The sequence below is a fragment of the Desulfosarcina sp. genome (genome assembly GCF_055467485.1).
The window spans coordinates 39,251-64,660 of sequence record NZ_JBUOIV010000029.1; the positions used below are offsets into that span (position 1 = coordinate 39,251).

The following is a 25,410-nucleotide window of genomic DNA, read 5'->3' on the forward strand; positions in this document are numbered from 1 at the left end:
TATCCGCTTATTGACATGTGCAAACCGTGTCAACACATGGCTGATCGCTTTTCATTGCTCCGATCGTTTGCGCAGTATCTCCTCCGGCCATTTTTCTTTCACCTTCTCTTCTCCCTGGAAGTAGCGAACCCGGGAACTGCTCTCGAACACCTCCAGCGTGGGTAAAATGGCCATCTTGCCGGAATCGGGATATTCGCAGACGTCGATGCCCACCGTTGTCCGGATGTCCAGGTAGACGCAAGGGACGTCGCCGTGATTGTAAAGCTGGTGGGTGCCGGCGTCTCCCTGCTCGAAAAACACCAGGTCCCCGACGGCGACCGTTTGAAATCCTTCCGGCGTGCGCAGGGTGGCTTGGCCGGACAGGATCAGGAACAGCTCCTCGGCCGCCCGGTGGAAATGGTAAGGAAAGGAAAATCGGTCCGGGTCCAGGGAACGGATGTCGAAATCCAGCTGTCGGGACCCTGCCAGCTGGGCCAGCCGGGGGCTGGTCTGCCAGGCAAATTCAGGCAGTTGGGATTTCTTGGCTTCGAATTTAAGCTCCTTGGTGTGAAATACGGTGGGCATGCCAACCTCCCCTCTCATTTTATTTCCCGGGCTTTGAGCTCCCGGCGCATGATCTTTCCGGTGGCCGTCATGGGCAGGCTGTCGGTGAATTCGATTTCCCGGGGATACTCGTGAGCGGCCAGCCGTTCCTTGACGAAGTGCTGGATCTCCCGGGCCGTTTCCGCCGATGCGTCGCCGGGTTCCCGGAGCACGATGAATGCCTTGACGACCTCCGTGCGCACCGGATCCGGCCGCCCGATGACAGCCACCATGCTCACGGCCGGATGCTTCATGATACATTCTTCGATTTCCGCCGGTCCGATGCGGTAGCCGGAGCTGGTGATCAGATCGTCCTTGCGCCCCACGAACCACAGGTACCCCTCATCGTCCATGCGTGCCAGGTCACCGGTCAGGCTCCAGTCGCCGATGAATTTTTTGCGGGTGGCCTGCGGATTTTTCCAGTATTCCAGAAACATCACCGGGTCGGGGCTGCGCACGGCGATCTCCCCCGCGCTGCCCGCCGGCACCGGATGGCCGTCCTCATCCACCACCGCCACCGTGTGCCCGGGTATCGGCCGGCCCATGGATCCGGGTCGAATGGGCATGACTTCGGAGCAATTGCCCACCACCAGGTTGCATTCGGTCTGGCCGTAAAATTCATTGATGGTCACACCCATGACCCGTCGGCCCCAGGTCAGCAGTTCTTCGCCAAGGGTCTCGCCCCCGCTGCCGATGGTTCTCATTTTAAAATCATCGGGCATCGACGATTCCGGTACCTGGCGCATGAGTTTCAGGGCGGTGGGCGGCATGAAGGCGTTGCGGATGCGGTGTCTGGCCATCAGGTGGAATGCCTCTTCCGGATCGAATTTTCTGGCGCGGTGGGCAACGACGGGAATCCCGTGGTGCCAGCTGGGGAAAAGCACGTCGATAAGCCCCCCGATCCAGGCCCAGTCTGCCGGCGTCCAGAAGCGATCGTCCGCGCAGGGAAAGAAGTTGTGCGGGAACTCGACGCCAGGCAGGTGGCCGAGAAGCACCCGGTGAGCGTGCAGCGCCCCCTTGGGCGGCCCCGTGGTCCCCGAGGTGTAGATGATCAGGGCCGGATCGTCGGACCGCGTCTGTACCGGTGTGAAGGCATCGCTCCCCCGTGACAGCAGATCCTGAAAGCCCTCAACGCCATCCGGCGCTTCCCCGTCGGTGACGATGATGACGCGCAACTGCGGCAGGCTGTCACGAATAGAAAGTATTTTCGGCAGGTTGGATGAATCGGTAATCACCCCGCTGGCCTGGCTGTTTTCCAGGCGATAGGCCAGGGCATCGGTGCCGAACAGGGTGAACAGCGGAATGGCGATGGCCCCGATTTTGTAAAGACCGATATGGCTGATGGCAGTTTCCGGCCGCTGGGGCAATAGGATGCCTACCCGGTCGCCGATCCCGATTTCCATGGCCATCAGGCCATTGGCCAGCCGGTTGGATTGGCGTTTCAAATCGAGGAAGGTGTAGCGCTGTGTCCGCCCCGCATCGTCTTCGTATATCAGGGCCAGGCGGCCGGGTTGATGGGCCCACTTGTCGCAGATATCCACGCCGATATTGTAGTGGTCCGGCACGTCCCATCGGAAGTTGTCACACAACTCCTGATAATCCTTGGCCGCTTTGAGCATGGTTTTGCCTCCTTGGTCGGCAGCCCATGGCTGCCGTTAAAGAAAAAATAGGAATGGATACCTCAGGACGCCTCCTGTCGGCGTCGCCAGTCCACCAGCCGGTTCGACAACCGGGGAAAACCGCTGATCAGAGCCACGCACAAGGTGGCGGCATACGGCAGGGACTGGACCACCAGCACAATCACCCACAGGTTCATGTCCAGTGTATCCATAGGCTGCATCATAGCGATGGTCACGGCGGCGCTGATCATGGCCGCAAAAAGGAAGATTTCATCCAGGGAAGCGGCCAGCGCCCTCATCAGTGCCGAGGCACCGGCCATCTTGGGTGTCCTGAAAAAGGGCTTGTTGCGGGTGATCAACCCGGACATGACTGCCTTGGCAATCGTGTGGGTCAGGGCAAGTCCTGCCAGGGATGCCGCCAAGGTCTGCCCCAAGCTGGCATCCACACGCGTGCGGTAGAGATAGATCAGCTTGCCGAGTTTGAACGTAAACAGCGCCAACGGCAGGATAGAGAAGACCACCAGGGGCGGATCCACATGCAGGGGATCGATAATCATGGCCATCGACCACATCAGCGCCGCCAGGTTGAATAGCAGGTTGGCCCCGTCGGCCAGCCAGGGCAGCCAGCCCGCGATGAAGTGATAACGCTGGCCGTGCCGTAGCCGGCTTGATTTCCGGCCCGTGAGAAAGTGGCTGTGCCGGCGCAGGATCTGCATGGCGCCATAGGCCCAGCGGTAGCGCTGCTTTTTGTAATCGCCGAAGGTGTCGGGCATCAGCCCGAGCCCGTATGACCGGGGGATGTAGACCGCCTCATATCCCTGCTCGAATATCCGCAGACCGAGCTCGGCATCCTCGGTGATGCACCATTCGCTCCAACCGCCGACGGATTCCAGCACCTTGCGACGGATCAGCGTCATCGTGCCGTGCTGGATGATGGCATTGCGCTCGTTGCGGGTGACCATGCCGATGAAGAAAAATCCCCGGTATTCGGCATGGCACATGGCCTTGAAGGCATTTTCGGTCCCGTCCCGGTAGTCCTGGGGGGCCTGGACGATGCCGGTTTTGGCATCCTTGAACTGGGGAACGAGATCCCGCAGCCAGTTGGAGGCCACGAGATAGTCGCTGTCGATCACGGCAATGATGTCGGCCGCCGGGTCGGTGTGTTTCAGGGCGAAGTTCAACGCCCCGGCCTTGAAACCAGCCAACGGGTCCTGGTGGAAAAAACGGAAGCGCGGCCCCAGCGTCTGGCAATGGGCCTCAACCGGCTTCCAGACATTGGGATCCTTCGTGTTGTTGTCAATAACCAGAACCTCGAAGCGGGGGTAGTCCAGGGCTGCCAGCGCATCCAGCGTATCCATGACCATTGCCGGCGGTTCGTTGTACGTCGCCACGTGAATGGACACCATGGCCAGCTCGCTGTCATCCAGATCCACCGGTTGGAAAGGCCGCCGCAGCCGGATGATCCAGCGCGCCTCGGCCCATTCGTGGGCCTCGGTGAGCAGCACGACGATGACGCCGATCATGCCGCTGATCATTATCAGTCCGACGATGACGGTCCCCACGGTCAGGTATTGATGAAGGTAATCGTAAACCACCCACACCGCCGCCGATGCGACGGTGAAGACCAGCACCGCCAGAAACCCGCGACCCAGGTTCCCCAGGGTCTGGCTGTCGATCAGCAGGATGGCGAAGGTGACCACGGCGATCAGCACCGACAGTCCGGCCAGCAGGGTCCAGTTGGCGATAGGCACGATGGGCTGGGTAAAGGGGAACTTTTCCTGGCGCGCCACATCGTAGACCCCCCAGTAGGCCCCCACCGCCCCTTCGGTGTCCCGCTTCCAGGGCTGATCGAAGGCCTCCATGACATAGTAGATGTATTTTTCCTGTTCGGCCCGATTCAGGAAACGCCTCAGAAAGGTGGCCTGGTTGGCCGGCGTGGCGACCGCGGACTGCCGGGTACGTCCGTTGCTGGGCCATCCCACCTCGGCGATAACGATGGGCTTGTCCGGAAATAAGGACTGGAGCAGTTCGATTTTCTGGACAACATAGTCCACGGCCAGGTCGATGTGAACGCCTTCCCAGTAAGGCAGCATGTGCACCGCCAGAAAATCCACATGCTCGGCCAGCTCGTGGTGCTTGACCCACACGTGCCAGGGTTCGGCCGTGCTGACGGGAATTTCCAGCTCCTGCCTGGCCCACTCCAGATAGACGGTCAGTTCTTCCGGGGTGAGCTCACCGCGCAGGAGCACTTCGTTTCCGACGATCGCCCGCACGATATTGGTGCTCCTGGCCGCCGTTTCCAGGAAAATCTTCATATCGGCCTGGTTGCGCTCCCAATTGCGGTCGATCCAGACTCCGAACGCCACGTTGATGCCATGCCGCTTGGCCATCTCGGGGATTTCGAACAGCCGGTCTTCTACCGTGTAGGTACGAATGGCATGAGTCTTGCCTTCAAGTAATAGCAGGTCGGCCTCGATCTGATCGGCGGTGGGATAAATCTTTTCCAGGGGGCTCTGACCGTCCGTGAACGGAGAAAACGAGAACCCCTGGATGCGTTCCGGCCAGGACGGCTCAGCCTCCGGGCGATTGGCCAGAGCCCAGATGCTGAGGGCCAGAATCGCTATCGCCAGGGCGATGAGAACACTGGACAGTTTCATTGCATGTGCTCCCTGCCGCCTGCGCCCGTCGAGACGCCAGGTGTCTTGGATCGTATATCTGGTGGACAACCGTTGCCAGTTATGCAAAAGTATACAGAGGTGACAACGGGAAACGGGGAAAATGGCATCAATGAGACCTGCCCGAGCGATGATACACGGCCTTGCCTCGCGGTGCAAGCCCCTCAAGTTTTGCGCCGCAGTGCCGATACCGGTTTTGGGCAAGCCCGGCTGCCATCTTTCCGGCCGGGTGGACAACATGGACCCTTGCCAACGGTGGTTTATGACGACAACCCGGCGCCTTCTCCTCAAACATCAGCAGCTGACCCTCCTGATCGGCATGGCCGTTCTCTGGCTGTGCGGATGGCATTCCCTTTGTTCTGCGTCGGATGCCGGTGTGATGAACACCCCCCCGACAACAGTCGCCGAAACGCAACCCGCAACCACGGCCCCGGCTGCCGTGTCCATCCAGGCCGGTGACCAGGGCTTTCGGCTCTACCGCGGCGGACAACCCTATTTTATCAAGGGTGTCGGCGGACGGCGGTATCTGCAGATGGCGGCCCAGGCCGGTGCCAATTCGGTTCGCACCTGGGGTGCCCACGACGCCGGCGATCTCCTGGGCCGCGCCCACGGTTATGGAATGACCGTCACCCTGGGGATTTGGTTGTCCCACACAGCATCCGACTACCTGGATCCTGACTACCGACGCCGCATCATCGATGAAATCCAGCAGAGCCTCGATCAATACAAAAACCATCCGGCCCTGCTGATGTGGGCGCTGGGCAATGAAATCAACCTTGAGGGAGCCGGAACACCGGAAGCCTGGCAATTTGTCGACGAACTGGCCCGCCTGATCAAGGCCCAGGACCCCCACCATCCGGTGATTACGGTGATCTCCTTCGACGACGTCACCGCCGATAGGGTTGCCGCCTACGCCCCCCATCTGGATGCCTTGGGTATCAACGCCTATGGCACCTTGTCCAAGGTGCGCGCCATGATCGACGCGTCGAGGTTCAAGGGCCCCTACCTGGTTACCGAATGGGGCGTCGACGGCCACTGGGAAGCCGAGCGAACCGTGTGGGGGCGGCCCATCGAACCCACCAGCCAGCAAAAAGTGGATTTTCACCTGCAGCGTTATGCACAGGGAATCCTGGCCAACAGCGATCGCTGCATCGGCTCCTATGTCTTCCTGTGGGGTCAGAAACAGGAACGCACGCCAACGTGGTACAGCATGTTCATCGAACAGCTGCCCGGACTGGATCGTCCCGCGGCGGCCTGCGCCACGGTGGATGCCATGCAATACAGCTGGTCGGGCGGCTGGCCGACCAACCGGGCGCCGGAGGTGGGGCGCATGACCATCGACGATCAGTTCGCCGGCGGCGGGGTGACATTCACACCGGGTCAGCCCTTCGTTGCCAGCGTGGAGGCCGTCGATCCGGAAAATGACGGCCTGCGCTTTGTTTGGCAGATGATGGCGGAACCCATCACCCTGAGCACCGGGGGGGCCTACGAACCGCAACCCGAGGCGCTGGGGGATATGATCGCCGAGGACATCGGCAAACTGCATCTGACGGCACCGGACAATGCCGGTGAATACCGTCTGTTCGTATATGTCCTCGACACCGACGGCCGTGTCGGCACGGCCAACGTCCCCTTCCAGGTGGGGCTGTCCCTGCCCCCTGAACCGGCGGCTGCGACCAGTCCCGCTTCGGGCGGTTGACGAGGCAGGGGATTGGCTCTCCTGTCCCGGTCAAGCAGCTCAATACCCCGGGCATGCGCCCGCCGTGGGTTTATACCAGTCCGGCCAACTGCTCCGCGATGGGAAACAGGCCGAACAGACCGCCCGTGTGAATGAACACGATGCGACGGCCGAACCGCTGCGGATGGCGTTCCAGCTCCGCCAGCATGCCGAAATAGGCCTTGCCCGTATAGACCGGATCCAGCACCACACCTTCCAGGCGCACTAAATCACGGACGGCGGCCAGTTCTTCGGTCCGCGACAGGGCATATCCGCGTCCCACATAACCGTCGACGATCTCGTAGGGGGGAACCGCATCCATCACCTCCGTCGGCCAGGTCCGGCAGAAGTCCCGGCAGATGCCGTCGATGATGGCCACGAAATAGTCCCGGTCATCGCAGACGTTGACGCCCACCACGCGGATCTCGGCCCCCGACAACCGGGCGCCCAGCGCCAGTCCGGCGGTGGTCCCCCCGGAGCCGGCGGCGCAGATCACGGTGGTGGGCGTCACCCGGCCGCCATCCAGGCGCCTGAGGTCCGCCGCCAGTTCCTCCATCGCGGCCACATATCCCCAGGCACCCAATGCCGTCGATCCGCCTTCGGGAATGATGTAGGGCCTGCGCCCCTCGCTGCGCAACCGCCGGGCTTCCCGTTCGAATATCTCATCACGCGCCCGGTATTGCTCCGGCGTCACCCATACAATTTCAGACCCCGCCAGGCGATCCAGCAGGATGTTGCCGGAAAGCGCCGGCGGATTGGCCGGATCGCTCGCACGCAGAAGCAGCAGCGACGAGAGGCCCGCCTTAACCGCCGCCAGGGCCGTGGCCCGGCAGTGGTTGGACTGGGCACCGCCGCAGGTGATCACCGTGTCGGCGCCTTTGGCGAGGGCATCGGCCAGCAGAAATTCCAGTTTGCGGATCTTGTTGCCGGACAGTTCGCTGCCGGTGAAGTCGTCCCGTTTGAAAAAGATCTCCACCCCGGCCTGGCGGCTGAGCCGTTCCATCTTTTGGAGAGGGGTGGGGGTGCTGGCCAGGTGGAGGCGTGGCGGTAATAATTCTGCGGGTATCATGCTTTTGTTCCTGAATCTGGGGTAATGGGAGTCAATCCGCGATGCAAAGAAAACCGTCTTTCTTTCTACATCAGTTGGGCGGGGAAAAACAAGGGGGATGGATTCAGTGCACCCTGCTGCAGATGCCTGTTGATCTGCCACAACCGTTCAATTCATCATGCGTTTCGACTTTTCTCTTTCAGGAATAAAATCGTAGCGTTCGTCAACGCTTGGGGAGACGCAAAAGCGCATTTTCCTGCCAACGGAAGAAGAGTAAGCGTTTTTTTGTCAACTGGCTAATCGGTGATTAGCCTGGCCCTTATTTTGCGGGCAGATGCAAGGTGAAGGTGCTGCCTTTTCCCAGTTCGCTTTCGACGGTTACACTGCCGCCGTGGGCCTGGGCGATGTGCTTGACGATGGCCAGTCCCAGGCCGGTGCCGCCGAGCTTGCGGCTGCGGGCCTTGTCCACCCGGTAGAACCGTTCGAACAGCCGGGGGAGGTGCTTCTTGGCGATGCCCATGCCCGGGTCCGTGAAACGGATCTGGATCTCCTCTTTCACCGCCACCGCTTCAATCTGAATGGTGCTTTTCTCAGGGCTGTATTTCGCGGCATTGTCCAGCAGGTTCACGGCGGCCTGCTCCAGCAGGGTCGCGTCGAAACGGCCGGAAAGATCCGTCTCGCAGGTCAGCCTGATGTCAATCCCCTTTTCGTCGACGACTTGCCTGCACAGCCCGATGGCGGTGGTAAGCACATCCTGGACGCGGCAGATCTCCGTGCCGATCTGCTGGACTTCACGGTCGCCTTCGATCCGTGAAAGCTGCATCAGGTCATCGATAATGGCGGCCAGGCGGTTGACGTGTTTATCGATGATCTTCAGAAACCGCCGGTTCTCTTCCCGATCCTCCGGGTCGATGGTGTACAGCGTTTCCACAAAGCCCTTGATGGCGGTCAAGGGTGTCTTGATCTCGTGGGAGACGGAGGCGGCGAAGTCACGGCGCATGTTCTCCAGCCAGCGCAGCTGGGTCACATCGCTGATCACAACCAAACCGCCCATGCGCTTCTGCATGGCATCCATCAGGGGCGTACAGTGAACGTTGAAGATCTGCTCGCCATTTTGGTGATAGACGATATCCGACTCGAGACTCTCCCCGGAGGAGAGGCTGCGGTCCATCAGTTCCTGGAACTCGTGGTTACGGACGATTTCCAGAATACTGCGGCCGTAGCCGGACGCCATGGGAATTCCGAACATTTTCGCGGCGGTCGGGTTGATGTTGATCACCCGCTGCTCCAGGTCCGTGGCGATGACCCCTTCGCGCATGCTGGACAACACCGCCTGGGTCTTGCTCCGCTGGCTGTTGATCTCATCGATCCGCTGCTGAAGCTGCTCGGCCATCTGGTTCATGGTCTCGGCCAATCCTGAGAACTCGCGGATGTCGGACAGGGGCAGGCGGTGGAATAGATCCCCTTCGGCAAACCGTCTCGCGCCGCTGCGCATTTTTTCCAGCGGCTGGGTAATCCGCCGCGAAACCAGCCAGCTGACGCCTGATGCCAGCAGGGCCACCAGCAGAGCGCCGGCAGCGATGCGCCAGCGGATGGTGCCGATGCGGTCGTCGATGGCGTTAATGGCCAGGGACATCCGCAGCACGCCGGTTAACTGCTGATTCGTGAAAAGGGGAAGGGCCACATACATCATGTTCTGAGAAATGGTGTCGCTGTGGCGAATGCTCATACCGATCTGGCCCCGATAGGCCTGGCGAATCTCGTCCCGGTCCCGGTGATTGTCCATGTTGGCCGGCATCTCCTCGGAATCTCCGACCACCCGGCCGTCGGGCAGAATCACGGTCACCCGCGTGTCGGTCTGGCCGGCGGCATCCTTGCAGAGCAAGTCTACCGCCTTTTCATCGAGCGGAGAGAGCAGGCGGACCACCTGCTCTTGGAGGAGCCGACCGCTGACTTCCAGATCGGCCTGGGTACGCTCCAGAAAAAACTGGCGGGAAAAGCTCAGGGCATACCAGCTGACTGCCAGCAGCGAAACCAGCGTGATCAGCAGATAGGATGGAAATAGTTTATAAAGCAGATGCTTCTTTTTTTTCATCGGTCTCAATCGTCACCCGGCATCGCGCAGCGCTTTATCTCTGCAGGCAGGCGGGTTTAGCTGGATCAGTTTTCTATGAAGCGGTAACCGACGCCGCGGACGGTCTCGATATATTTTCCCAGCGGCCCCAGCTTTTTCCTGAGGCCCACGATCTGTACATCCACGCTGCGGTCGGTCACCGGGTAGTCGTCTCCGCGCACCGCGTCCACGATCTGGGAACGGGTAAACACCCAGCCCGGGCGACGGGCCAGAAAGTAGAGCACCTGGAACTCCGTGTAGGTCAATTCCAGCGGGCGCCCATTGGCGGTCACGTGGCGGCGGCCTGTGTGAATGACGAGCTCGCGGACCTTGAGAACATCGCTCTCTTCCTCTGCCGCGTCGCTCTTTCGCCGGATGACCGCTTTGATGCGGGCGACAAGGATACGGGGGGAGAAGGGTTTGGTGACGTAATCATCCGCACCCAGTTCCAGGCCGCTAACGATATCCGCCTCCTCCCCCTTGGCGGAGAGCATGACGATGGGTGTGTCCTTGGTACCGGGATTTTTCTTGAGTCTTCGGGCCACTTCCAGGCCATCGATGCCCGGCAGCATCAAATCCAGAATGATCAGGTCGGCCGGGTCCGAGGCTGCCGATTTGAGAGCGTCTTCTCCTGTGGCGGCGCAGACCACTGCATACCCCTCGCGCACCAGGTTGTAGCGGACCAGTTCGAGGATATCCTCTTCGTCATCTACAACCAGTATTTTCTCTTTCCTCATCGTTAATTCTGCCTCTGGACGTCGACCGGTCCGGTTTAGGACTATCGCTTCGTGGCTGTCGGCCCGCCGGATTTATTCGAGCATGCCGTGGCGGACGATTTCGCCTTCGATCATGTAGACCACCTCTTCGGCAATGTTGGTGGCGTGGTCAGCCAGTCGCTCGATGTGCCTGGAAATGAGCAGCAGATTGATCATGTAGCCGATATCTTCCGTCACCCCGTCGGCAATGGCCTGTTTGATTCGATCATACGCCTCGTCCTTGATCGCGTCCACCTCGTCGTCCAGGGTGAGCACCTTGATGGCCATATCGAGATCCTGATTGACCAATGCGTCCAGGCTCATGCGCAGCATGGTTTCAGCCTTGTCGGCCATCACCGAGTAATCGAAGTGATAGGGTTCCACCGAACGCTTGGCGATGCGCTCCACGCGCTGGGCGATATTGACCACCTGGTCTCCGATGCGCTCGAGGTCATTGTTGATCTTGATCACGGCAATCAGGAAACGAAGGTCTGACGCCACCGGCTGGTGCAGGGCGATGATCTTGAGGCACTCCTCTTCGATCTCCACCTCCATTTCGTCGATCTCGTGGTCAAGGTGCTTGATCTCCCTGGCCAGGGTCACGTCCCGTTCCTCAATGGCCGTTTTGATCCGGTGCACCCGCTGTTCCACGAGTGCGCCCAGGCTCAGGATCATTTTCTTGACTTTATCGAGTCCTCTCTGAAAGTGCTTCACCGTCAGGTCCTTCCTGTATTAATTGTTGATATGAACGCACGATACGCCGGGCTTGTCTGTCGGATCGCCGTTCCATCAACCAAATCGGCCGGTAATGTAATCCTGGGTCAGTTTGTGAAGCGGTCGGGTGAAAAGCTGGTCCGTTTGGCCCACTTCGATCAGAACACCGAGGTGAAAATAAGCGGTGCGCTGGCTGACTCGCGAGGCCTGTTGCATCGAATGGGTAACGATGGCAATCGTATACTGGGTTCTCAATTCGTGGATCAGATCCTCGATAATCGACGTGGCAATGGGATCCAGCGCGGAACAGGGCTCGTCCATCAAAATGACCTCCGGATTAACCGCAATCGTACGGGCAATGCATAATCGCTGCTGTTGGCCGCCGGAAAGGCCGGTGCCAGGCTGATCCAGCCGGTCTTTGACCTCATTCCACAGGCCGGCTTTGCGCAGCGACATTTCGACGATTTCATCGGTATCGGTGCGATTGGTGGCAATGCCGTGAATCTTGGGGCCATAGGCGATATTGTCGTAGATCGACTTGGGAAATGGATTGGGTTTCTGGAAAACCATTCCCACCTGGGCTCTCAATGGCACCACATCGATCGCCGGATCATAGATGTCCACGTCATCCAGCTTGATCTCACCGCTGACCCGGCAGATGTCGATGGTGTCGTTCATGCGATTCAGGCAGCGCAGAAAAGTGGATTTGCCGCATCCTGAGGGGCCGATCAGGGCAATGACTTCGTTTTTCCCGATATCCAGGGATACATTGAAAATGGCCTGTTTGTTCGCATAAAAAACATCGACATGACGGCAGGTCATACGCGGATTTTCGCTGAGGGGGTTGCCGACGGTCTTTTGGGTCTTGGGATCCGTCGGATCGAATTTATCCGAATCGCTCATTGCTTTCCTGTCTGCTGTCACGTGCGAACGGCCCCATGGATTCCGCAGAATCACTGTTGGTTACACCGGCAGCATGATCTTGATTAATGGGTAAGGCAAATTTTTTCGGAAGCGGAACCACTGTGGGTTCATAAGAGCTGGCGGGCGGCCGGCTGATACACCCGACCCACCCGCCGTCTTGATTTACTTGCACTCCATCGGGGTCAACATTTTAATGTCCTTGGCAAACTTCGCACGCTCCGCGTCGGGCATGGGGATCAGTCCCTTTTCGGAAAGGTATCCGTCCGGCCCCCAGGCTTTTTCCGCACTGAAGGCGTTGAGGTACTCCTGGATACCCGGAATCGTACCGATGTGGGCCTTCTTGACATAGAAGAACAACGGCCTGGACACAGGATATTGGCCATCGGCAATATTGTCAAACGTGGGTTCCACGCCATCCACGAAAGCACCCTTGATTTTATCGGCATTCTGGTCCAGGAAGCTGAACCCGAATATACCCATCGCACTGGGATCCTTCTCCAGCTTCTGAACGATCAGGTTGTCGTTCTCGCCGGCTTCCACATAGGCGCCGTCTTCCCGTACGGTGTGACAGACGGCCTTATATCGATTTTTATCCGATTTTTTCATGGCTTTAATAAAATCGAATTCCTTGGCGCCAGCCTCCATGGCCAGTTCCACGAACGCGTCGCGGGTACCCGAGGTTGGCGGTGGTCCCAGCACTGTAATTTTCTGGTCGGGCAGAGACGAATTGACATCCTTCCAGGTCTGGTAGGGATTGGGGATCAGGTTTTCACCCCCCTTGGGATCAGGCACATCCTTGGCCAGGGCCAAGAACAGGTCCTTGCGAGTGAGTTTCATCATCGCTGCCGACTTGGCGTTGGCCACGACGATGCCGTCGTAACCGATTTTGACCTCGATGATCTCCTTGACGCCGTTGTCGAAACAGGTTTTGCATTCGGAAGATTTGATCGCCCGCGAGGCGTTGGTGATGTCCGGATGCTCGACGCCCACGCCGGCGCAGAAGAGCTTGAGTCCACCGCCGGAGCCGGTGGATTCGATGGTCGGCGTCTTGAATTTGGTGGTTTTGCCGAATTGTTCGGCGACCACGGTGGCAAAGGGGTAAACCGTGGAGGACCCCACGATGCTGATGTAGTCCCGTGCCGACATGGCATCGATGGCGTTCACGCTGATCAACCATGCCGCTGCACTCAAAATAGTGAATACCTTTTTCATACCTTTCTCCTTTTCCAGTCAATTAAATTTGATTTCTGCCTGGTCGGACAGTCGCTGTCGACAGCGCCGCAGGCGCCACTTCGACAGCCTTGGGTTTAACTGCTTATCGGTAATGTTGGGACTACCACCGCTTTTCGAAACGTTTACGAAGCACAACGGCCAGCGCATTCATGGTGATCAAGAAAGCCAGCAGCACCATGGTGGCTGCGGAGGTGCGTTCCACGAAAGCCCGCTCGGGGCTATCGGCCCACAGGTAGATCTGTACCGGCAGTACCGTGGACGGGTCGGTGAATCCGCCCGGGATGTCGACGATGAAGGCCACCATGCCGATCATCAGCAGCGGGGCGGACTCTCCCAGCGCCCGTGCCATGCCGATGATCGTGCCGGTCAGCATACCCGGAAGCGCCAGCGGTAGAACGTGGTGAAACACCATCTGATTTTTGGAGGCGCCGACGCCCAGCGCCGCTTCGCGGATGGACGGCGGAACCGATAGCAGCGAAGCCCGGCTGGCGATAATAATGGTCGGCAGGGTCATCAGGGACAGCACCAGGCCACCGACGAGGGGGGCCGAACGCGGCAAGCCGAAAAAATTGAGGAAAACGGCCAGGCCCAGAAGCCCGAAGACGATGGATGGGACGGCGGCCAGGTTGTTGATGTTGACCTCGATCAGGTCGGTCCATCGGTTCTTTGGGGCAAACTCCTCCAGGTAAATGGCGGCGGCCACGCCGGTGGGAAAGGAGAGCAGCAGGGTGACGACCAGGGTATAGAAGCTGCCCATCAGGGCCCCACGGATCCCCGCCAGTTCAGGTTCGCGGGAATCCCCATTGTTGAAGAAATTGAAATTGAAGGCCTTGCGAACACGGCCCTCTGCGGCCAGTTGATCGATCCAGGCCAATTCTTTGTCCTTCAGGCGACGCTGGCTCTCCGGCAGACGCCGGTCCATATGCCCTTTGACGAGCATGTCCACGTCGTCGTCGGCAGGCACCCAGACCGAAATGCGCTTTCCGATCAGGCTGCGATCCTTCAGCAGCATGGTGCGCACCTGGAACGCCGCGCCGGTGCTCACCAGTCCATTGAGGGAACGTTTGTCCTGTCGTCCCGAGACGTCGGGAAACCGCTGGCGTAATGCGTCCTTGACGATGGACAGGTAGTTGGCGTCAGCGGCCAGCCGGTCTTTGAATTCCGCCGGGTTGTAATAGACATCGAGCTTGATTTCCGTCTGCTGAAAAGCGCTGTATCCCTTGCCCAGGATGGTACTGAACAGCAGCGTGAGAAACGCAAGGCTGAGAGCGATCGCAGTGACACCATATATCTTGAACCGGCGTTCGGCCCGGTAGCGACGCTTCAGGCCGCGGTTGACGATGTCGATCGTCCGGCTTCGGCCCGACCCGACGGAAGGTTTGATTGGCGAGGTCATTTTATTCATACTGCTCCCGATATTTGCGGACCACCACCAGGGCGATGACGTTCAATGCCAGGGTTACCAAAAACAGCAGCAAGCCCAGGGCGAATGCCGCCAGGGTCTTTGGGCTGTCGAACTCCTGATCGCCCACCAGCAGGGTCACGATCTGGACGGTCACCGTGGTGACCGCCTGAAATGGGTTGGCCGTCAGGTTGGCCGACAGCCCGGCAGCCATCACGACTATCATGGTCTCGCCGATGGCTCTCGACACGGCCAGCAACAGGCTGCCGACGATCCCGGGAAAAGCGGCCGGGATGACCACCTGCCGCACGGTTTCCGAACGGGTGGCCCCCAGCGCCAGGGCGCCGTCCCTGAGGGCCTGAGGGACCGCATTGATCACATCGTCGGAGAGGGAAGAGACGAAGGGAATGATCATCACGCCCATGACCAGACCGGCGGCCATGGCGCTTTCCGAAGAAATGGTCAGACCGAAGAAATCGCCCGCGTCGCGGAAAAAGGGCGCCACGGTCAAGGCGGCGAAGAAGCCGTAGACCACGGTTGGGATGCCGGCCAGGATCTCCATGATCGGCTTGACGATGTCCCGGATGCGGCGGTTGGCGTATTCGGACAGGTAGATGGCAGACATCAGACCGATGGGCGCCGCGACCGCCATGGAAATCAGGGATATCATCACCGTGCCGGCCAGCACCGGAATCGCACCGAAGGCACCTGAAGAACCGACCTGGTCGGCACGGATGGCCATCTGCGGGCTCCAATCCAGGCCGAAAAGAAAATCGGTCACCGGTACGGTCTGGAAAAAGCGGATGGCTTCATACAACACCGACAACACGATGCCGATGGTGGTGAAGATGGCGACCATGGAACAGGCAATCAGCAGATAGCGTACCATGCGTTCGACCTGATTGCGCGCGCGCAGCTTCGGAACGATTCTTGATCGGATGAAAACCAAGGCCAACAGGCTCAGTGAAACCGAGGCGATGGTCAGGCTGGTGAACGAGATCTGTTTCAGGTGCGAATAGCGGTCGGCGGCCTGCTGAATCAGCGGATCAGATGCCGCAGAAACGATGTTTCCGTCCACCAGGTTGCGGATATCGTTCAACAGCAGGTTTAACCGGCCGTCCGGCAGTGACCGAATTTCATCCGGGAGGCCGTTGAGCACCATACCGGTAATGATCGACGGTTCGAAAGCCAGCCAGGCGGCAACCACCACGATAGCCGGAATTCCGCACCACATGGCGGTCAGCGCGCCATAGTAAACCGGCCGGGAGTGCAGCTTTTTCAGTCCCTTCGGGCCTCCGGCCACGACAAAGGCCTTTTTGCGGCCGATGTAATATCCCATCGAGGAAAGCAGCAACAAGATGATTAGCAGATGAAGTGGGTTCATATTTACCGATAGCTGATCTGTAATGGTGGGCGATGGCGCTGTTTGCCGAGACCGTATATCGACCCAACCATGCAGGCCGCAGGAGTGGCAGCGTTATCCGTTACTCGCAAGTCATTTGAATCAGTCGCTTGGAAGACCATGTTAGAATCATGTTAGCATTGGGTAAAAACGCCCGTATTTCCTAAACCGCCGCGATTTCTATCGTGCGCAAAATAGACGCCAATTGTTAGGCAAATGTTAGCGTCAAGTTAGTTTTCAATGAGCACGTGCGACCCCGGTCGATTGGGGTTGTGAATTAAAAATGTAAATGATGCTTGACCCGGGCGACGGTGTTGCCTACTATCCCGACTTTTTACAAAGCGCGGGCGGAACGGTTCCGTTCCGGAAACAGCCAGCGCCAACCCATCAGCCAATGAAATCAATCGAATCCATGAAACCGCGCCATCAAACCCACCTGAAAGTCCTTTTCGCCCTGACCCTGGTCCATTTCACCGGCGATTTCTATAGCGCCTTCACCACGCCGCTGTTTCCCGCGTTCATGGACAAACTGAACCTGACCCTGGCCCAGGTGGGGCTCATCGCCGGCGTCAACCGGTTTCTATCTTTCATCGTCCAACCGGTTGCCGGTTACCTGGCGGACCGTTACCAGGGTCGCGCCATCATCCTCGGCGGCCTGCTCATGGCGGTGGTCTTCATCCCCCTTTCCGGCATCGCCGGCAGCTACTGGATGCTGATGCTGTTCATCGCCTTGGGGTCCGTGGGATCCTCGCTGTTTCATCCCTCGGTGGCCGGCATGATTCCGCTCTATGCCGGAAATCGCAAAGGCTTTTCCATGTCCGTGTTCAACACCGGCGGCACGCTGGCTTTCGCCGCGGGGCCCTTTTTCATCACCGCCATCGTAGCCGCCTGGGGCCTGGAGGCCATGCCGGTCACCATGGTTATCGGGCTGGCAGTCATGGTCTACCTGTGGGTGGCGGTCCCCTCTCCGAAAAGTGAAGGCATGGCCTCCCTGGGCTTGATGGGCACGCTGAAGAAACAGTTCGGCGCCGTATGGAAATCCATCTTTCTGATCTGGCTGGTGATGGTGCTGCGGGCGGTGGTCGGCCAGTCGTTCATGACCTTCATGCCGGTCCTGCTGGTGAGTCGGGGATACTCCCTGGTTTCAGGAGGCCTCATGATCACCCTGTTTACCCTGGCCGGCACCGCCAGCGGGCTGATGGCCGGATACCTGGCCGACCGGGCGGGGGCCAGGCCGATCTTCCTGGTTTCCCATCTGCTGATGACCCCGGCCCTGCTGGCGATGCTTTCTCTGTCAGGTTCATGGATCTACGGCGGGGTGTTCGTGGCGGGCTTTTTCGTGCTGGCCACCCTGCCCCTTGGGGTGACCCTGGCCCAGGAACTGGCACCGGGCGGGCGCTCCATGGTCTCCAGCCTGATGATGGGGCTGGCTTATGGTCTGGGCGGAGCGCTGGCGCCGGTGGTAGGTCGGCTGGCCGATATCTATTCGGTGGCCACCGTGCTGTGGGCCGTATCTTTCATCCCTCTCGTCACCATACCTCTGATTCTCATGTTTCCGCGGGTTGATCAGCGGGAGGCCGTCGGATGATGCAAGCCGCAAAACCGAACGGGCCGGGATCCGTTGAACCCAAGGCAATGCGAGCGTGAAGGATGTGGCACGTGCGGGCCCGATAACCACACCGAATCCGGTCGATTGAACCGCGACAGCCAACGCACTTCCTGCCGCTTGGGGCAGGGTTTCGGTGGGGAACAGGAGGCGGTTAGATTGTTCGAGCAGGCCATGCGGCTGAGCCCGAAGCATCCCTGGTGGATTCCTTACGCCTATGCGTGACCCTGCACCTTGTCGGTCGAAAGGAGGAAGCCGTTCAATCATTCAAGAAGGCTATCGCTCTCAACCCCACCCATGTTCTTCCCCAAGCATTTCTGGCCGCTGTTTATGCCGACCTCGGTCGGACCGACGAAGCCAAAACCATCGCCGCAGGGGTGATGCGTGTGGACCCCAAATTTACAGCGACACGACTCCTACAGAGCCATACCCTCCATGATCCCGCAAGAGACGCTCAATTTAAAAATCTGATGCATCGCGCCGGTTTGCCAGAATGATACAGATGATAGAATTTATACTGACGATATCCAACCGAAAAATGATAATTTAACATGTTTTCAGATAGATAACTCTTTTGGCAAGCGGTTTGTCGTTTTCGTCAACACATTTCTTGTGTGTTAGCCATAATGTATTTTCTCAACCAATACCCAAATATACTTTTTTGTTCAAAGCGAAGACCTTTATCGAGTTCAACATTTAGGAGATGCCGCCAAGATTGAGAACTCCAGGAGCGCTTCATTCAAAGTATGGCCGAGAATGAATCGCTCCTATGACGCACCCTAAATATCATGAGGCGTCTCTTGGGCGGAATTGCACGGTAATATTTAGGTTCCTGATTCCCAAACGATCCAATGGGATAATCACAGAGTGGTCACTCGACAGACCCGGGGGAAACGAGACGGATATCGGCACTTCGCCCGATATCGCTCCCTCACCCGCACATCGATGGCATTCATAGTATCCAATCCCCCCATATCCCCGACATGTCGGACAAACTGACCGGGCCGGAACCATGACTCTTGCATGGCCGCCTCGCCGGGCCTGTTCCCGGGTAAGAGGAACCTCAAGAGTCAAATTCTGGACCCGACCGGATTTCGAGTGATCAATCGATGAAAAATTGTTCCACAACCAATCAAAGATCTCGTCAAATGAGGGTGAAAAGGTTTCAAAGGAGCGAACCGGTGAAATTTCTCCCATATCGGCAGGAGCGCTCTCGGGTATCAGGGGCTCCGGTTCGACCTTGGGCCTGATATCGGGTGCCTTTCTTATCCGGACATTCGTGAGCCTCTCTTCGTATGCCTTTCGCTTGATGGGGTTTCCTAAAACCGAATAGGCCTCTTGAATTTGTTTAAAAGGTCCACTGCCACCCCTGTAATGATCCGGGTGGAACTCTTTGGCCAAACGGCGATAGGCTGAATGAACCTCATTTGAACTTGCATTCGACGTAATCTCCAGAATAGCAAAATAATTTTTGGCCATTAGAAACCTCCTTTACCTAAGATACGGAACGGGGATTCCAGGTTGTAGAGGGTTAACCTTTTAATGACGATCTCTTTATTTGTAAGCGGATCACCTACCATAACAAATCTACGTCTTGAACCTTATCATTCAGCTCTCCGGTTGGTCTCCTGCAAACGCGTCAATTGGGAGTTCGGATAAGCGCTTCCCTTTATCAACCAATTTTTTAATTTCAGCGAATGCTTTTGCATATTGGACGGTTAACGGTTTGATTAATGAAAACAGGGAATCGTCCTTGCCTACCAATTGCTTGATTTCATCTTGGAGTACCTTCGCCTGCTTAAAATGATTCTTGATCATGGCAAATGCTTTTTCGCGTTTGTCTTGTCGCTCGCGTTCTATTACGAAAACAGGCAGCAGCCGTTGAATCGACCGTTCGATGATTTCACTCCGTGATCCGGGGGCATGTTTGGTGACAACCTCCAGTGTGGTCAACGATTTTTGGCTGACAACAAATGTTTTTTGAACGCGTTGCTCCTTTTCCGCGGTATCATCAGGCAGCGATTCTGCAATAGCGTACAACTCATCCTCATCCTCCATCAGATAATCAAACAAGGATTTTTGCTTAATTCCCAATTGGGCCGCCAGGATGCTGAGCATTTCAATGGCCTCGGGGCGCAGTTTGAACGTGGCCCGGACCGATTTTTTCCCTAACAAACCATCTATCTTATCAGATTGTTGAGGAATATCGCCTTGATTTTGAATGACCAATCTATCCATAAACCACTCTCAAAGATTACTTTTAAAGTATTATTTTTTTAGTAATACTATATTTAAAGCCTATAATACCAAATTCAAGAGCCGTTGTATAAAAATTTTTCGCCAAATACTACCTAACATACTGGATCATATGTTTATACTACACTATCGAGGCATGTCGCTTAAATTGCCACCGGATCGATTTCGGCGTTTCGGTAAAACGCCAATGTACAGTTGAAAAATTAATTTTTTATAAACAATTTCAAATTTATAAAATGTTTCAAAGAAAATTTTGGGTTCCACTTGACAGTTCTTATCATGAAATTACTTTTTTATATAAATTTTTTTAGTAATTTGTCGGGAAGGGGGTGCAAAATGAGCATAAAAAAGTGGATACCTTGGAATTGGTTCAAAAAAGAAGAGGAGGACAGCGGTAATCAGGTGCCGGTGCAGCGTACTTCGGCCGACGATCAACTCCCGGCTTTCAGCGGATCGCTGACTCGGTTTCACCAGGAAATCGACCGTCTATTTGAGCAGGCATTCCGTGGATTCGACCTGTCTCCATTTGGTTTCAACCGCTCGTTTTGGCCACGCATGAATGACGGCACGCTTAGGCCGACCTTGGATCTGGGTGCCACGGACAAGGCGTACACCGTTGCCGTCGAAGTGCCCGGTGTGGATGAAAAGGATGTCAAGGTGGAGATCGTCAACGATACCCTGACGATTCGGGGCGAAAAGAAGCAGGAAAAAGAGGAAAAGGAAAAGAACTACTATCGCATGGAACGCAACTACGGATCGTTTCAGCGGGTGTTGTCCCTACCGGTAGATGCCGATCAGGAGGGGGTCTTGGCCGCCTTCAAGAACGGCGTACTGACGGTCACCATGCCGAGAAAGGCCGCCCCGGCGGCCCATGTGCGGCAAATCGAGATCCAACATGCCTAACGATGGACGCAACAAGAATGGGCGAATGGCCCTGGACTGAAAACCATCAAAAAGGAGGAACGCGCCATGTTTACAAGAGGACTGTTCAATTATCCGTCAATGGGGTGGCGGCATCCGTTCGCCGAATTGGAGCGTATGTCGCGTCAGATGGACCGGTTGACGCAAGGCCTGGTGGGCCACCCGGGATTGGGATGGCTTTCCGCCAAGGTCTTTCCGGCAATCAATCTAACCGAGGACGCTGACAACTACTATGTCCGCGCGGAACTGCCGGGCATCAAAGCCGATGCATTGGACATTCAGGCCGTCGGCAGGAACCTCACCATTGCGGGCGAACGCACGATTTCGTCCGAAGGTGAAAATGTCAGGTATCACCGCCGGGAACGCGAGGCCGGCAAGTTTTCTCGAGTCATCGGCCTGCCTGGAGAAATTGATGCGGAAAAGGTGGACGCCAAGCTGGCCAACGGCATGCTGATGGTCACCGTTGCCAAGGCGGAAGCCGCCAAACCCAAACAGATCACCGTCAGCTAATCCACCCTGTCGGAAAGGAGGGACGAACCATGACTGAATCCAAAGAACTTCAGGTCAAAGACAAACAAGAGGTGGCCAGCCCCGCCGAACAGACCCGACCGGGTGTAATCTTTACGCCGGATGTGGACATCTTCGAAGACGAGCGGCAGATCACGTTGCTGGCCGACATGCCCGGTGTGGCGCCCGACGGCATCACGATCGATTTGAATGACAATGTGCTGAGCATTGCAGGAGAGGTCAAGCCCTTTGAATCCGCCAACGAATCCGATGTGCTGATTGAGTTCGAAATTGGACGTTATTACCGGCAATTCACCCTGTCCGAGGTTATTGATCAGGGCAAGATCGAAGCGAAGCACGAAGATGGGGTACTGCGCCTGACGCTGCCCAAAGCGGAAAAGGCCGTCCCCCGTCGCATCGCCGTAACTGCAGGTTAATGTTCAGCTGTGGGGAGACCCGAACATAGGCGCTTCGGGTCTCCAATTGTTCGGTCAAAGTGAGGGGGGACATGTTCGACATGAAAATGCCTTTAATCCGAATCCCTTTGATCGCAATTGTGTTGATCGTTGTGGTTGTGCTGTGTTCTTGCCTGGGCGTCCACGCATGCCGATGATGTTGCTGCTATAGATAGAAATTTTGTTCGCTACGTCAGCTTTCCAATACAATAATTATGAACATTTGTTAGATGGAGGATAAAATGAAGCTGTGGGATAGAATACAAAGAGGTATGGAGGCCGGTTTTGATGCAACGATTGCGGCAGTCCATACGATTACTGAAAAAGCAGGTGAAGGCATTGAATTAACAAGGTTAAGACGTGAAAAAGTGAGACTTGAAACCCAAGTTACCAGGCGTCTGGCTGAAATAGGCAATAAGGTATTTGAAAAAATTTCCGCTGAACGGGATGACGAAATCGCTGAAAAACTGGGAATTAAAGATATTATAGTTGAGGTCGCCCAAAATGAGGCCAAAATGGTTGAGATCGATCGGCGCCTGAAAGATGCGCTTAAAACCTCTGTGTAGAAAAAAATTAACGGGTCACGCAACTTTATCGAAGGCGGCTCAAGGCAGATCAATATTGGGTATAAATACACCACCCAGCCCCATACGGCTGTATGCCCGAAGGAGGATGATATCAATGAAGGTAAGCATTGAATTCAAAGGGGCTGATTTCATTGGTCGTGATAAGATTGAAGCATTGATTGAAGACTGGATGGAGCGCTATCTAAAAACTCGGGCAACTTTGCATGGATTTACCAGTAAAGAACTATCCGCCATAATAAGGAAGCAAGATGATGACGAAGAATCCTTTTTCATAAGGCTTCATATGCTTGTGCCGCCAAATACAGTTTTGGTTGCTCGAGGTAAAGCGAACCAACTGCAGTCTGCCCTTGAAAAGGCTTTAGAAACCCTGTTTCTCCGCTATGAAAAACATATTGATCGTATTCGTCAGCAGGATGCAAACAAGCGTCAATCGCGCCAAGAACGAATAGATAGTTTTAAGGATCATCACGACACATTGTCAACCGAACTCCTTAAAGAGGCTCATACAGTTATCGAATCGCTATTGCCAAAGCTAAAAAACACAATAAGTCGAGAATTGACTTTTTTACGGAGTCAGGGCGATTTGCCACATAGCTACCCGACAACTCTGGATATTTTGGACGAAGTCATTGCAAGCGGAATATCCGATTGGAAACCGGTTATCGATAGCAAATCTGCATACATTTTTTTAATGCAGAAAATGAACGAAGTTCTGAGTCGAGAGGTGGCGGCAAGCCATGTGTATGGTGATATCATATCTTTGGAAACCCTTGCTCCGAAAAATCCTGTGGAACATGCAGAAAGTATGGTGGGTGAAGAATTTTATGAATTCTATCAGCCGGACGAATTGTTAAAAATTGAAGATCTGGTATTTGATGAAAAAGCGCTGATGCTTCTGGAAAAAAATCAGGATGACCAAAAGATAAATTATCTCCTTCGATTGATCAAAGAACTTCCTATAAAATGGCGGCGCGCATTCATTCTGCACGAGCTCGAAAATATACCGGTTAAAGAATTGGCCGGACTAATGGATGTCAATATCGAAAAAATTAAAGAGTGGATCGACTATACAAACAATTTTTTAAATGCCAGACTGACGGACGCAGGATTCGAATTCGGCATTGGCAATATGCTCTCTGATCTACATCTGAATAGTGATGATCGGTGATCAATTGGCTTAGCCCAAACAAACATCAGATTGACCCAAAGTCCAGGCAACTGTTATGGTCCCGTCGCGATCATGATACTGAAGGATGCTGTAATTTCGTCTATCTGGCAGCTTTCGCCAAAATTTTTCCCCAATCTCGATATGTCAAATTGGTTAGAAAGTGGCTATCTGGCATTACCCTCCATTTCTTCCAACTTGGAAGCATGGCAAGAAAGCACACGAAACAGTGAGGCCCATTTTTGTGGGCAGCCATAGCGAACTTGCCGGGTCCTGACAATTTTTCTCACTTATCTAAGGAGCATTTGCATTCACCGTCAATCGGCCCTTCAGTGCAAGTGCGATAAGCAAGCCAACGACAATACTCGTACCGATGCTTGTCACAAGCATGTGGGTATGTTCTTTCATTGCTGCGCCCGTTTTGAAATCGGCCATGCGGCTTGTTTCGTCAGTAAGGCTGCGCAGACATCTCATTTCGGGAGCACATCTGTTATTGCGCCTTGGAGCGAGAACATCGCATCCCGGTTCAGCCAGACCACGATAGCCGCAACCACCACGAATAGCCAGGTATCGTAGGGCTGTGCATCCGGCCACAGGGGATTGATCAATTGCAGGTGGAAAAACGCCGGAAGCAGGATACTGCCGCGTGAACTGTTGAACAGCGGTGTCACGATGACGCTGAGGGCCACGGTTCCCACGAAGAACGGCGTCAACGACCAAGCGCTTTGCGGTGTGCCGCTGAGCAGAAAGGCCGGAAGATGCCAGACCGCCCAGATGACACCCAGCAGCAGCGCAGCCCATATGGGTGCCATACTGCGCTGCAGCAACGGTAATGCCAGCCCGCGCCACCCAATTTCCTCGATTGGCCCCTTGATTGCCATCAGCAGCAGCGCCAGCAGGTAGGTCAGCACAGATGGAAATGGAAACAGCGTGTCATAGGCGCCCTCTTTGACCAGGGCCGCTGCGTAGAACACTACCGGCACGGCGACGATCAGAAGGACATACCACTGGATCGACACCCGCCACAGCAGCAGCCGGGAGAGAAAGCGACGCGTCCCGTCGATACCGTGTCGGTAAAGGACCAAGGTCAACGCCGCGATAGCCGGTGCATAGACAGCGAGGTAGAACAGCGGGTGTTCGCCTGTGAGACTTCCGAACAGTTGGACCATCGTCTCAGAGGCAAACATATAGAGTGCGAGGATGCCCCAGGCGATCAGAAAGGCCATCACAAAGAACGGGATCAGGTCACGTTGGCGCATGCTAAAGACTCCTTACGGGTTCGGACTGATGCCGGAAGGCTCACACTGAGGATCCCGAGAGCGGCAAGGGCATACAGAATAGGTAAGCTCAGCCGAGAGACCAGCGGGAAGTCGAGAATCGGGTGTGCAAGAATCCATTGTCGCCACCAGGTGGATCGTTCGCGCGGATCAGCCATGGGGAAAGTCCACATCGGTTACATCCACCACGAAGAACGGAAAATACTGATCTGTACCGAACCAGTTGCCCGCTTCCACGTGTGTGGGCAATCGGAACCCGGCAAATACCCTAAACGCGGACAGGTGTCCCCCAAATGGTTGCAGCCGGTGCTGTTTGTCAGGATTGGCATTACTCCATCGTTCAAAGCAGACCTGGATCGGCTGACCATCCGGCGCCACCGTGACATCGACTGACTGCGAGAGACCTTTATGGTTGACGGTGAGTCGGGCGCAATCCGTATCCACCCGCTTCC

Annotated in this window: 24 protein-coding genes; 8 read left to right on the plus strand and 16 right to left on the minus strand. The window is 56.3% G+C overall.

Features of this window, described 5'->3' with window-relative positions; translation table 11 throughout:
- Positions 1-51 precede the first annotated feature (51 nt).
- The 3 genes from ACZCED_RS14595 to ACZCED_RS14605 all read right to left on the minus strand — a co-directional run bounded on the left by ACZCED_RS14595 (position 52) and on the right by ACZCED_RS14605 (position 4,858).
- Positions 52-564 (minus strand): cupin domain-containing protein, encoded by a 513-nt coding sequence (locus ACZCED_RS14595; RefSeq protein ID WP_462969697.1) that lies wholly within the window; start codon positions 562-564, stop codon positions 52-54.
- Positions 565-578: 14 nt separating this feature from the next.
- Entirely contained in the window at positions 579-2,201 is a 1,623-nt protein-coding gene (locus ACZCED_RS14600) for an acyl-CoA synthetase (RefSeq protein WP_464861091.1), read from the minus strand.
- A gap of 62 nt (positions 2,202-2,263) precedes the next feature.
- Complete coding sequence (locus tag ACZCED_RS14605; RefSeq protein WP_464861092.1) at positions 2,264-4,858, minus strand: glycosyltransferase; 2,595 nt, start codon at positions 4,856-4,858, stop codon at positions 2,264-2,266.
- A gap of 280 nt (positions 4,859-5,138) precedes the next feature.
- Here ACZCED_RS14605 and ACZCED_RS14610 point away from each other — a divergent pair, with 280 nt between their 5' ends.
- Complete coding sequence (locus tag ACZCED_RS14610; protein ID WP_464861093.1) at positions 5,139-6,575, plus strand: glycoside hydrolase family 2 TIM barrel-domain containing protein; 1,437 nt, start codon at positions 5,139-5,141, stop codon at positions 6,573-6,575.
- A 70-nt stretch (positions 6,576-6,645) separates the two neighbouring features.
- On the opposite strand, the gene ACZCED_RS14615 is transcribed toward ACZCED_RS14610, so the two are convergent.
- The 8 genes from ACZCED_RS14615 to pstC form a co-directional block, all read right to left on the minus strand.
- Positions 6,646-7,662 (minus strand): D-cysteine desulfhydrase family protein, encoded by a 1,017-nt coding sequence (locus ACZCED_RS14615; protein ID WP_464861094.1) that lies wholly within the window; start codon positions 7,660-7,662, stop codon positions 6,646-6,648.
- Positions 7,663-7,960: 298 nt separating this feature from the next.
- A complete protein-coding gene (locus ACZCED_RS14620) occupies positions 7,961-9,736 on the minus strand; it encodes a sensor histidine kinase (protein WP_464861095.1) in 1,776 nt (591 codons plus the stop codon).
- Between the two features lie 65 nt (positions 9,737-9,801).
- Positions 9,802-10,491, minus strand: a complete 690-nt coding sequence (locus ACZCED_RS14625) for a response regulator (RefSeq protein WP_462969691.1) — start codon at positions 10,489-10,491, stop codon at positions 9,802-9,804.
- A gap of 72 nt (positions 10,492-10,563) precedes the next feature.
- On the minus strand, positions 10,564-11,223 hold the full coding sequence (gene phoU, locus ACZCED_RS14630) for a phosphate signaling complex protein PhoU (protein ID WP_462969690.1): 660 nt from the start codon (positions 11,221-11,223) through the stop codon (positions 10,564-10,566).
- 75 nt (positions 11,224-11,298) lie between these two features.
- Entirely contained in the window at positions 11,299-12,126 is an 828-nt protein-coding gene (gene pstB, locus ACZCED_RS14635) for a phosphate ABC transporter ATP-binding protein PstB (RefSeq protein ID WP_462969689.1), read from the minus strand.
- Between the two features lie 183 nt (positions 12,127-12,309).
- On the minus strand, positions 12,310-13,359 hold the full coding sequence (locus ACZCED_RS14640; protein WP_462969688.1) for a PstS family phosphate ABC transporter substrate-binding protein: 1,050 nt from the start codon (positions 13,357-13,359) through the stop codon (positions 12,310-12,312).
- Positions 13,360-13,480: 121 nt separating this feature from the next.
- Entirely contained in the window at positions 13,481-14,785 is a 1,305-nt protein-coding gene (gene pstA, locus ACZCED_RS14645) for a phosphate ABC transporter permease PstA (protein WP_462969687.1), read from the minus strand.
- Positions 14,778-16,166 (minus strand): phosphate ABC transporter permease subunit PstC, encoded by a 1,389-nt coding sequence (pstC, locus tag ACZCED_RS14650; RefSeq protein ID WP_462969686.1) that lies wholly within the window; start codon positions 16,164-16,166, stop codon positions 14,778-14,780. Before pstC ends, pstA begins: the two co-directional genes overlap by 8 nt.
- Positions 16,167-16,596: 430 nt before the next feature.
- Here pstC and ACZCED_RS14655 point away from each other — a divergent pair, with 430 nt between their 5' ends.
- Entirely contained in the window at positions 16,597-17,772 is a 1,176-nt protein-coding gene (locus ACZCED_RS14655; RefSeq protein WP_462969685.1) for an MFS transporter, read from the plus strand.
- A gap of 239 nt (positions 17,773-18,011) precedes the next feature.
- Positions 18,012-18,287, plus strand: coding sequence for a tetratricopeptide repeat protein (locus tag ACZCED_RS14660; protein WP_464861096.1), 276 nt, complete (start codon positions 18,012-18,014; stop codon positions 18,285-18,287).
- A 289-nt stretch (positions 18,288-18,576) separates the two neighbouring features.
- On the opposite strand, the gene ACZCED_RS14665 is transcribed toward ACZCED_RS14660, so the two are convergent.
- Together ACZCED_RS14665 and ACZCED_RS14670 are read right to left on the minus strand one after the other, a co-directional pair.
- On the minus strand, positions 18,577-19,269 hold the full coding sequence (locus tag ACZCED_RS14665) for a DnaJ domain-containing protein (RefSeq protein ID WP_462969683.1): 693 nt from the start codon (positions 19,267-19,269) through the stop codon (positions 18,577-18,579).
- Positions 19,270-19,398: 129 nt separating this feature from the next.
- Entirely contained in the window at positions 19,399-20,028 is a 630-nt protein-coding gene (locus ACZCED_RS14670) for a hypothetical protein (protein WP_462969682.1), read from the minus strand.
- A gap of 354 nt (positions 20,029-20,382) precedes the next feature.
- Between ACZCED_RS14670 and ACZCED_RS14675 the strand changes: the two genes are divergently transcribed.
- The 5 genes from ACZCED_RS14675 to ACZCED_RS14695 all read left to right on the plus strand — a co-directional run bounded on the left by ACZCED_RS14675 (position 20,383) and on the right by ACZCED_RS14695 (position 23,684).
- A complete protein-coding gene (locus tag ACZCED_RS14675; protein ID WP_464861097.1) occupies positions 20,383-20,949 on the plus strand; it encodes an Hsp20/alpha crystallin family protein in 567 nt (188 codons plus the stop codon).
- A 66-nt stretch (positions 20,950-21,015) separates the two neighbouring features.
- Positions 21,016-21,477, plus strand: a complete 462-nt coding sequence (locus ACZCED_RS14680; RefSeq protein ID WP_464861098.1) for an Hsp20/alpha crystallin family protein — start codon at positions 21,016-21,018, stop codon at positions 21,475-21,477.
- A 29-nt stretch (positions 21,478-21,506) separates the two neighbouring features.
- The gene (locus tag ACZCED_RS14685; RefSeq protein WP_462969679.1) at positions 21,507-21,911 is read left to right on the plus strand and encodes an Hsp20/alpha crystallin family protein; all 405 of its coding nucleotides are present in this window, start codon (positions 21,507-21,509) and stop codon (positions 21,909-21,911) included.
- Positions 21,912-22,171: 260 nt separating this feature from the next.
- Positions 22,172-22,495: a hypothetical protein gene (locus ACZCED_RS14690; protein WP_462969678.1), complete on the plus strand. Its 324-nt coding sequence runs from the start codon at positions 22,172-22,174 to the stop codon at positions 22,493-22,495.
- A gap of 115 nt (positions 22,496-22,610) precedes the next feature.
- On the plus strand, positions 22,611-23,684 hold the full coding sequence (locus ACZCED_RS14695) for an RNA polymerase sigma factor (protein WP_464861099.1): 1,074 nt from the start codon (positions 22,611-22,613) through the stop codon (positions 23,682-23,684).
- A 291-nt stretch (positions 23,685-23,975) separates the two neighbouring features.
- Here the strand turns inward: ACZCED_RS14695 and ACZCED_RS14700 are convergent, their stop codons facing one another.
- From ACZCED_RS14700 to ACZCED_RS14710, 3 genes are all read right to left on the minus strand, one after another.
- Entirely contained in the window at positions 23,976-24,116 is a 141-nt protein-coding gene (locus tag ACZCED_RS14700) for a hypothetical protein (RefSeq protein ID WP_464861100.1), read from the minus strand.
- Between the two features lie 35 nt (positions 24,117-24,151).
- The gene (locus ACZCED_RS14705; RefSeq protein WP_464861101.1) at positions 24,152-24,940 is read right to left on the minus strand and encodes a CPBP family intramembrane glutamic endopeptidase; all 789 of its coding nucleotides are present in this window, start codon (positions 24,938-24,940) and stop codon (positions 24,152-24,154) included.
- Positions 24,941-25,108: 168 nt separating this feature from the next.
- On the minus strand, positions 25,109-25,410 hold a 302-nt coding region (locus tag ACZCED_RS14710), incomplete at its 5' end, for a DUF6544 family protein (RefSeq protein WP_464861102.1).

What these genes read in the sequence shown, in the direction of transcription:
- ACZCED_RS14700 (WP_464861100.1), bottom strand. Translation starts at nt 24,116, where the DNA reads ATGGCCGATTTCAAAACGGGCGCAGCAATGAAAGAACATACCCACATG.
- ACZCED_RS14640 (WP_462969688.1), bottom strand. Translation starts at nt 13,359, where the DNA reads ATGAAAAAGGTATTCACTATTTTGAGTGCAGCGGCATGGTTGATCAGC.
- ACZCED_RS14625 (WP_462969691.1), bottom strand. Translation starts at nt 10,491, where the DNA reads ATGAGGAAAGAGAAAATACTGGTTGTAGATGACGAAGAGGATATCCTC.
- pstC (WP_462969686.1), bottom strand. Translation starts at nt 16,166, where the DNA reads ATGAACCCACTTCATCTGCTAATCATCTTGTTGCTGCTTTCCTCGATG.
- ACZCED_RS14595 (WP_462969697.1), bottom strand. Translation starts at nt 564, where the DNA reads ATGCCCACCGTATTTCACACCAAGGAGCTTAAATTCGAAGCCAAGAAA.
- ACZCED_RS14665 (WP_462969683.1), bottom strand. Translation starts at nt 19,269, where the DNA reads ATGGCCAAAAATTATTTTGCTATTCTGGAGATTACGTCGAATGCAAGT.
- ACZCED_RS14600 (WP_464861091.1), bottom strand. Translation starts at nt 2,201, where the DNA reads ATGCTCAAAGCGGCCAAGGATTATCAGGAGTTGTGTGACAACTTCCGA.
- pstA (WP_462969687.1), bottom strand. Translation starts at nt 14,785, where the DNA reads ATGAATAAAATGACCTCGCCAATCAAACCTTCCGTCGGGTCGGGCCGA.
- ACZCED_RS14615 (WP_464861094.1), bottom strand. Translation starts at nt 7,662, where the DNA reads ATGATACCCGCAGAATTATTACCGCCACGCCTCCACCTGGCCAGCACC.
- ACZCED_RS14655 (WP_462969685.1), top strand. Translation starts at nt 16,597, where the DNA reads ATGAAACCGCGCCATCAAACCCACCTGAAAGTCCTTTTCGCCCTGACC.
- ACZCED_RS14690 (WP_462969678.1), top strand. Translation starts at nt 22,172, where the DNA reads ATGAAGCTGTGGGATAGAATACAAAGAGGTATGGAGGCCGGTTTTGAT.
- ACZCED_RS14680 (WP_464861098.1), top strand. Translation starts at nt 21,016, where the DNA reads ATGTTTACAAGAGGACTGTTCAATTATCCGTCAATGGGGTGGCGGCAT.
- ACZCED_RS14605 (WP_464861092.1), bottom strand. Translation starts at nt 4,858, where the DNA reads ATGAAACTGTCCAGTGTTCTCATCGCCCTGGCGATAGCGATTCTGGCC.
- ACZCED_RS14685 (WP_462969679.1), top strand. Translation starts at nt 21,507, where the DNA reads ATGACTGAATCCAAAGAACTTCAGGTCAAAGACAAACAAGAGGTGGCC.
- ACZCED_RS14620 (WP_464861095.1), bottom strand. Translation starts at nt 9,736, where the DNA reads ATGAAAAAAAAGAAGCATCTGCTTTATAAACTATTTCCATCCTATCTG.
- ACZCED_RS14670 (WP_462969682.1), bottom strand. Translation starts at nt 20,028, where the DNA reads ATGGATAGATTGGTCATTCAAAATCAAGGCGATATTCCTCAACAATCT.
- ACZCED_RS14695 (WP_464861099.1), top strand. Translation starts at nt 22,611, where the DNA reads ATGAAGGTAAGCATTGAATTCAAAGGGGCTGATTTCATTGGTCGTGAT.
- pstB (WP_462969689.1), bottom strand. Translation starts at nt 12,126, where the DNA reads ATGAGCGATTCGGATAAATTCGATCCGACGGATCCCAAGACCCAAAAG.
- ACZCED_RS14610 (WP_464861093.1), top strand. Translation starts at nt 5,139, where the DNA reads ATGACGACAACCCGGCGCCTTCTCCTCAAACATCAGCAGCTGACCCTC.
- ACZCED_RS14675 (WP_464861097.1), top strand. Translation starts at nt 20,383, where the DNA reads ATGAGCATAAAAAAGTGGATACCTTGGAATTGGTTCAAAAAAGAAGAG.
- ACZCED_RS14705 (WP_464861101.1), bottom strand. Translation starts at nt 24,940, where the DNA reads ATGCGCCAACGTGACCTGATCCCGTTCTTTGTGATGGCCTTTCTGATC.